Source organism: Pseudomonas sp. Sample_20 (assembly GCF_004307585.1).
GTDB lineage: Bacteria > Pseudomonadota > Gammaproteobacteria > Pseudomonadales > Pseudomonadaceae > Aquipseudomonas > Aquipseudomonas atacamensis.
In genome coordinates this window covers 22,204-29,829 of sequence record NZ_RCOA01000031.1, presented here as the reverse complement: position 1 = coordinate 29,829, position 7,626 = coordinate 22,204, and the positions used below count along the sequence as shown (strand labels likewise).

The window sequence follows — 7,626 nt, the reverse complement described above, 5'->3', positions numbered from 1 at the left end:
TACCGGCCTGTCACGCCGGGGGTCGCGGGTTCGAGTCCCGTCCGCTGCGCCATATCTGTTTCAAGGACCACTGAACGCCTTGAAGCGCCGAAACCAGCCATCGGCTGAATCGGATCGATAGCAAAGACCCTGGTCGAAAGACCGGGGTTTTTTGTGTCTGAAATTTGGTTATTCCCCTCTCGAACTCCTGCGCAAATCGTCCTGTAGGAGCTGCGGCACGCTGCGATCTTTTGATCTTGCTCTTAAAAAATCCAGATCAAAAGATCGCAGCCTCGTTTCACTCGACAGCTCCTACAAGAATCTCTGCAAGCCTACTGCGGTGCCACGTCGCATTGATTTTTTTGATTATTTAGTCAGGTTTTTGTAACTGGTTGTTTGCTGTGGGCGCAGAAACCTTTAAAGTTAACCTTTCGGTCAGCTTTGCACTGTCAACACAGCTCTTTGCTTCGCCAGAAAGAGCTTCTGCACGACTCGAGATCCCCAGTAGATAACCACAAGGGCGGACCTATAACCGCCCAGAGGATGATCCATGTCCAACCGTGAAATATCCCGGCGCTCGTTCCTCCAGGGCGGGCTGGTGGCGGGTGTGAGCGTTACGCTTACGCCGCTCAGCAGTCAGGCGCTGGCTGCCTTGATGGAAAACAGCGTCACCGTGCCGTCCGAGAAATGGCTCGGCAATAACGGCAAGGCGCGGCAACGCAACGATGCCTTGTCCAAGGTCTGCGGCAGCAAGGTGTTTGCCCGCGACATCCGCGCCAAGGACATGCCCGGCTGGCCTGAGCAACAAGGCCACGCGATGCTGCTGAAAACAATCAAGGCCGACCGTATCTACGCAGGTTACGACCTGTCGTGGCTCGGCGCTGATCTGCAGCCGGACCGCATCGTTACCGCTGCCGATCTGGACAAGGACGGTATTGTCTTCCCCGAAGAGCACGCGCCTGATCCATTGCTGCCGGAAGGTAAAGTGCCGATGTTCATCGGTCATCCGGTGGCGATCCTGATCTGGAACGACTTCGAGCGTTTCCGTCAGGCCAAGAACCAACTCAAATTCAATGACAAAGCGATTCGTTACGGCGCCAAAGTGCCGTTCTACGAAGGTGATCCCTACGGCAGCTTCCGCTATGTGCGCGTCGGTGGCGCGACCTCGGCGGACGAAGACGAGTTCGCCAGCCTCAAGGATTCGATCCTGTTCCCGATGCTGAAGAACCGCCGTCCAGTGTGGAATGCATCGCCGAACCTGCATGGCAACCTCACCGAGCGCGGTCTGTTCTACGCCGATCGCATGAAGCAGGAAATCGACACGCCGCCAGACAACTGGCTGGTGTTCGATGAGCGCTACAAGACGCCGTCGATCGAGCCGGCCGCCCTCGAGCCGGACAACGGCAACGGCTGGTACGACCCGAAAACCAAAACCCTGCATTTCGTCGTGGCGACGCAGTGCCCGCTGGAAGTCGCGACCGAGACCGCGAAGATGATCGGGCCGTCGCGTTTCGGCCTGGCCAACCTGAACATGCACCCGGGCTACACCGTCGGGTATGGCTCCAAAGACCACAACATTTTCGTCTACTACGCAGCCCTGGCTGCGCTGTACGGCGCCGGTGTGCCGGTGCGTCTGGCCAACGACCGCTACGAGCAGTTCCAGAGCGGCATCAAGCGTCACCCGTTCGACATCCGCTACCAGTTGGCCGTGGACAAGAACGACTACACCTTCAAGATTTTCCGCGCGGAAATGAGCGTCGATGGCGGCGGTCGGGTCAACTACAGCCCATCGGTGGCGGCGGTTGGCGCCACCGCAGCGCAGTCGATCTACTACATGCCGCAGAACGATCTGCAGGTCACCGCGTATCACTCGCGCGCGGTCGAGGCGGGTTCGATGCGCGGTTACGGCACTCTGCAAAGCATGGCGGCGACCGAAATGATGGTCGACGAGATCGCCAATCGCCTGGGTGTCGACGCCATCGATTTGCGCCGCAGGAATGCCCTGCGTTCCGGCATGAAAAACACCCAGGGCGCAATCCCGGCCGGTGCACTGCGCCTGCATGAAATCCTCGACAAGGCCTCGGTGCACGAAGTCTGGAAAAATCGCGACACGATCAAGCAGCAACGTGAAGCGGCAGACCCGGATAACTGGTACGGCGTCGGTTTCGCCATCTGCCAGAAAGACTTCGGTACCGGCTCCGAAGCGCCGATGGCCAGCATCGAATTCACCGCAGACGGGCGCATCACCCTGCGCCATATCGGCATCGAAATCGGTACCGGCATGTCCACTTCGCAAGCCTTGGTCGTCGCCGATTTCCTCGGCAGCCCGGCGCATGATGTGAAGACCGGCGAAACCGAGTGGCAGGAAATGCAGCTGATCACCAGCGGCAACCCGTACATCATGAGTCAGGCCGAGCAGGACAATCTGCTGCGCAATCCGCGCTGGGTCGGCAAGTTGGCGTCGGCGTCTTCGGCGACCAACTCCGCCTATTACTTCAGCCACGCGACCCGTGAAGCGGCGCGTGTGCTGTTCAACCACGGCTTGTGGCCGGCGGCGCTGGAGATCTGGCGTCAGGGTCCGTACGGCGGCCAAGCCAACCCTTATGTGGTGCGTCGCGAAGATGCGCATTGGATCGACGGCAAGCTGACCGCCAACGGTATGCAGCCGCTGAGTTTCGAGGAGCTGGCCAAGCGCGCCCACGAACGCGGTCTGGTGACTGGCGCCACGGTGCATGGTTTCAACCGCTGGAGCTGGGCCGAGGCTGAATACAGCATCGACGGCGTGCGCGAGCGCCTGCCGCTCGACGGTCTGGCGGTGAAATACGGCGATGGCGCGCCGCAAGCGAAGAAAGCGCAGATGAACAGCGCCGGCTTCCACTTGCTTGATCGGCAGAACGTCAACTACCCGGTAGTGCAGTTGAACAACGCTGCCGTGACCTATTACAGCCCGGTCGCGACGCTGGTCGAGTTGAAGGTCAATAAAGGCTCGGCGGAAGTTCAGGTGCTCAACCACCATTCGTGGATCGAGTGTGGTCGGGTGCTGGTTGAAGAGTTGGTCAAGGGCCAGCTCGAAGGCGGTATCGCCATGGGTATTGGTCATGCGCTGATGGAAGAGATGCCGTTGTACGAAGGCGGGCCGGGGGAGGGTGACTGGAACTTCAACCGTTACCGCCTGCCCATGGCGCGTCACGTTGCGGTGTGGAAGCAGACCGCGGAGATCCTGCCGCCGCTGTCGCCGAGCGATCCGTCCAAGGGCATCGCCGAAGTGGTGATGATCCCGATTGTCGGTGCCATCGGTAACGCCGTGGCGCACGCCATCGGTAAACGTGTTCGTGACTTGCCTATCACCGCTGCGCGCATCAAGGAGGCCCTCAATGGCTAACCGTCCGCTTCAACTGACCCTCAATGGTCAATCCGTCGGCCCGGTGGACATCCCTGATGACCTGCCGATGATCGACTACCTGCACGAATACAAAAACCTCACCGGCTCGCGGCTGGGCTGCGGTCAGGGGATCTGCCACGCCTGCGTGGTGATCGTCGACAATCCCGACGGCACCAGCGAAGAAGTGCGCACCTGCATCACCGGTGCGCATTACTTCGAGGGCAAGAAAGTCCGCACCATCGAAGGTCACGCCACTCGCGATGAGCAAGGCCAGGTCACCGAGCTCAATCCGATCCAGCAGCGCTTTGTCGACGAGTTTGCCTTCCAGTGCAGCTACTGCGCGCCAGGCTTCGTCAACGCCGCGACGGTGTTGGTCGAGAAGCTGCAGCGCCAGCCGATCGTCAAAAGTCAGCTGGAACAGGTGATCGAGGACAGCCTCGGCCATCACGTCTGCCGCTGCACCGGGTACGTGCGTTATTACAACGCCACGCGCAACGTGCTGACCGATCTTGGTCTGGTCAAGGAGGGTTGAGCATGAAGCGTTTACTGACCCGCCTGACTTTTGCGGTCGGACTGGCTGCGCCGTTTTTGGCGGTCCACGCCGACGATCAGATCAAGCGCGGCGAATACCTCGCCCGCGCCGCTGACTGCATGGCCTGCCACACCGCACCGGGTGGCGCGCCCTATGCCGGCGGCCTGCCGATCGTCTCGCCATTCGGCACGATCTACGGCACCAACATCACCCCGAGCAAAGAGCACGGCATCGGTCTGTACAGCGATGATGAGTTCTTCGCTGCGTTGACCGAAGGCAAGCGGCGCGACGGTGCGAATCTGTATCCGGCGATGCCGTACACCTCGTATCACCTGATGCCGCGCGCCGATTCCGATGCGATTCACGCGTATCTGAAAACCATCGAGCCGATCGAACGCGCCGCGCCGGTGACCAGCCTGAGCTTTCCGTTCAATGTGCGTCTGGGCCTGACGGGCTGGAACATGCTCTACGGCAAAGACGTCAAGCTGGAATCGGCGGAAGGCAAAAGTGAGGCGTGGAAGCGCGGCCAGTACATGGTCGACGTTCTCGGTCACTGCGGCGAATGCCATACGCCACGCGGCCTGCCCGGCGCGATGCAAATGGACAAGCGCATGACCGGCGGCATCCTCAATGGTTATCTGGCGCCAAGCCTGCTGGCCACTGACCTGGCCGCGCGCGGCTGGAATCAGCAGGATCTGAGCACGTTTCTCAAGCACGGCATGAGCGCGCAAGGAACGATGTTCAACGAAATGTTCCCGGTGTTCCACAACAGCACTCAGGGTCTGAGCGATGCTGATCTGGCAGCAATGGCAACATTCCTGCTGGGTGAGCAACCGCCGCCAGCCAAAGAGCTCGTCGAGGTGCCGCTCGACAAGCTCAGCCCGAGTGCTCAGCGCGGCCGTCAGGAATATCTGAACGTCTGCGCCGGTTGTCACGCGGATGGCGGTGAAGGCAAGCCGCACATCGCAGTGGCCATGCGTGGCAACACCACGTTGCGTCTGGAAGATCCGCGCAACCTGTTGCGAGTGATCGAAGATGGCATCGGCGAACAGAAGTTCTCCGGGTTCGAGCACATGCAGCCGATGCCGGGTTTTGCTGAAAAGCTCAGTCCTGAGCAATTGACTGATCTGCTCAACTACCTGCGTCAGGGTTGGGGCGGGCAGGGCGCTGAACTGGCGGTGAGCGAAGTGCAGAAGCTGCAAGCCGACGGACCGAGCGTCGAGCACAAGGCCCACTGATATGCAGCATCTCGATCTGCAAGTGGTGCGTCGGGCGTTGGAATGGTCGGTGGCCGGGCAGCGAATCTGGCTGTGCACGGTGCTGACCACTTACGGCTCGGCACCGCGCGCGCCGGGTTCGCTGCTCGCAGTGAATGAAGGCGGGCAGTGGATCGGTTCGCTGTCGGGCGGTTGCGTTGAGGAGGATTTCCTTGAGCGCGTCGCCGAAGGTGCATTTCTCGAAGCGGTCAGCGTTGTGCGTTACGGCGAAGGCGATGATCCGCGCTCGCGGGTCAGCCTGCCTTGCGGCGGCATTCTTGATGTGCTGGTTGAGAAACTTGACGCCGACTGCGCGGTGCAGGCGCACCTGCGTGAACTGGAATCGGCGCTGCTGGGGCAGCGTCGTCTGCTTCGCGAAGTTGATCTGGCCAGCGGTGCGCGCACTCTGTTTGCTGATCGCGAGCAGGGCGCGCGGATAGAGCGTGAGATCGATCGGGTGCGCATTCGTGTCGGTGCAGCACAGCGCTTGTTGCTCGCTGGCTACTCCAGTGTGGCGCAGGCCTGTGCCGAGTTCGCGGTAGGGCTTGGCTTCGAAGTGATTCTCTGCGATCCGCGCGAGGAGGTGCTGGAAGGTGTGGTGCTCAATGGCGTGGAAATCCGTCGGCAGATGCCTTCGGTGTTCGTTGCCGATGGTGGCTGCCATCGCGACACGGCAGTGGTGGCGCTGACCCATGATCCGCGCATCGACGATCTGGCGATGATGGAAGCGGTGCGCACCGAAGCGTTTTACATCGGTGTGATGGGATCGCAGCAGACGTCGCAGAAACGCTTCGAGCGCTTACGCCGCATTGGTGGCTTGAGTGAGGCAGAGCTGGCGCGGGTTCATGCGCCGATCGGCCTCAACCTCGGCAGCAAGACACCGGCGGAAATTGCGCTGGCGGTGCTGGCGGATATCTTGCGGATTCGCAGCGGGATCGCTCGGGATCAGCTCTGATCCTAAGCCTTGCTGAATCTACTGTGGCGAGGGGATTTATCCCCGTTGGGGGTGCGAAGCGCCCCCTCTTGAGCAGGAGGGGACTGCTGCGCAGTCCAACGGGGATAAATCCCCTCGCCACAATGGTGTTTATAGGCCGTACTTATCGCGCAGCCCGTAATACCAGGCGCCCAGCGCGGCAAACGGTGTGCGCAGCAATTGCCCGCCGGGGAAGGGGTAGTGCGGCAGGTCGGCAAAGGCGTCGAAGCGCTCGGCCTGGCCGCGCAACGCTTCGGCGAGGACTTTGCCAGCCAGGTGCGTGTAGGTGACGCCGTGACCGCTGCAACCCTGCGAATAATAGATGTTGTCGCCTAGGCGCCCGACCTGCGGTAAGCGCGACAAGGTCAGCAGAAAGTTGCCGGTCCAGGCGTAGTCGATCTTCACGTCCTTGAGTTGCGGGAAGGCCTTGAGCATCTTCGGGCGGATGATCGCTTCGATGTTCGCCGGATCGCGAGCGCCGTAAACCACGCCGCCACCGAAGATCAAGCGCTTGTCGGCGGTCAGGCGATAGTAGTCGAGCAGATAGTTGCAGTCTTCCACGCAGTAGTCCTGCGGCAATAGCGCCTTGGCCAACTCATCGCCCAGTGGCTCGGTGGTGATCACCTGAGTGCCACACGGCATCGATTTGGCCGCCAGCTCCGGCACCAGATTACCGAGGTAGGCGTTGCCGGCAACGATGATGAACCTGGCCCTGACCTTGCCTTGCGGCGTATGCACAACCGGATTGGCCCCGCGCTCGATGCGCACGGCAGGTGATTGCTCATAGATGGTGCCGCCGAGAGACTCGACTGCCGCTGCTTCACCGAGCGCCAGATTCAGCGGATGGATGTGGCCGCCGCTCATATCGAGCATGCCACCGACGTATTGATCGCAACCCACCACTTCACGGATGCGGCGTTGGTCCATCAGTTCCAGCTGAGTGTGACCAAAGCGTTCCCACAACCGTTTCTGCGATTCAAGGTGGCCCATTTGTTTGGCGGAAAGGGCGGCGAATACACCACCGTCTTTCAGGTCGCACTGGATGTTGTATCTGGCCACGCGCTCGCGAATGATCCGGCCGCCTTCAAAGGCCATTTCGCCGAGCAATTGCGCCTGCTTGGGGCCGACGGTGCGTTCGATGACGTCAATGTCGCGGCTATAACTATTAACGATCTGCCCGCCGTTACGCCCCGAAGCGCCGAAACCGACCTTGGCCGCTTCCAGCACGGTTACACGAAATCCGTGCTCCAGCAGAAACAGAGCGGACGACAGCCCGGTATACCCGGCGCCGATCACACAGACGTCCGTCTCCACATCATCCTGCAGCACAGGGCGTGGTGGTACGGCATTGGCCGACGCAGCGTAATAAGACTCTGGGTATTGGGTGTTCGCCATCCTGCCGCCTCTGTTTAATATATTTTACGAGTGCGTCGATCCTACCCGAGTTGAAAAACCTCCGCCAGCCACCGGAAAATCTTCGTCGCTGAGGCGAAATTAAATATTT

At 60.7% G+C, this 7,626-nt stretch carries 5 protein-coding genes; 4 read left to right on the top strand and 1 reads right to left on the bottom strand.

Features of this window, described 5'->3' with window-relative positions:
- Positions 1-529: 529 nt before the first annotated feature.
- From D8U70_RS07890 to D8U70_RS07875, 4 genes are read left to right on the top strand one after another with little or no spacing between them, the layout of a single operon-like run.
- Positions 530-3,361 (top strand): xanthine dehydrogenase family protein molybdopterin-binding subunit, encoded by a 2,832-nt coding sequence (locus D8U70_RS07890; protein ID WP_130928600.1) that lies wholly within the window; start codon positions 530-532, stop codon positions 3,359-3,361.
- Positions 3,354-3,893, top strand: coding sequence for a (2Fe-2S)-binding protein (locus tag D8U70_RS07885; RefSeq protein WP_016773947.1), 540 nt, complete (start codon positions 3,354-3,356; stop codon positions 3,891-3,893). The genes D8U70_RS07890 and D8U70_RS07885 overlap by 8 nt, the downstream gene beginning before the upstream one ends.
- Positions 3,894-3,895: 2 nt before the next feature.
- Positions 3,896-5,131 (top strand): cytochrome c, encoded by a 1,236-nt coding sequence (locus tag D8U70_RS07880; protein ID WP_130928599.1) that lies wholly within the window; start codon positions 3,896-3,898, stop codon positions 5,129-5,131.
- Position 5,132: 1 nt separating this feature from the next.
- Entirely contained in the window at positions 5,133-6,104 is a 972-nt protein-coding gene (locus D8U70_RS07875) for an XdhC family protein (protein WP_130928598.1), read from the top strand.
- Between the two features lie 129 nt (positions 6,105-6,233).
- Here D8U70_RS07875 and D8U70_RS07870 read toward each other — a convergent pair whose 3' ends face one another.
- Complete coding sequence (locus D8U70_RS07870) at positions 6,234-7,517, bottom strand: FAD-binding oxidoreductase (RefSeq protein ID WP_122706904.1); 1,284 nt, start codon at positions 7,515-7,517, stop codon at positions 6,234-6,236.
- Between the last annotated feature and the right edge of the window lie 109 nt (positions 7,518-7,626).

What these genes read in the sequence shown, in the direction of transcription:
- D8U70_RS07875 (WP_130928598.1), top strand. Translation starts at nt 5,133, where the DNA reads ATGCAGCATCTCGATCTGCAAGTGGTGCGTCGGGCGTTGGAATGGTCG.
- D8U70_RS07870 (WP_122706904.1), bottom strand. Translation starts at nt 7,517, where the DNA reads ATGGCGAACACCCAATACCCAGAGTCTTATTACGCTGCGTCGGCCAAT.
- D8U70_RS07885 (WP_016773947.1), top strand. Translation starts at nt 3,354, where the DNA reads ATGGCTAACCGTCCGCTTCAACTGACCCTCAATGGTCAATCCGTCGGC.
- D8U70_RS07890 (WP_130928600.1), top strand. Translation starts at nt 530, where the DNA reads ATGTCCAACCGTGAAATATCCCGGCGCTCGTTCCTCCAGGGCGGGCTG.
- D8U70_RS07880 (WP_130928599.1), top strand. Translation starts at nt 3,896, where the DNA reads ATGAAGCGTTTACTGACCCGCCTGACTTTTGCGGTCGGACTGGCTGCG.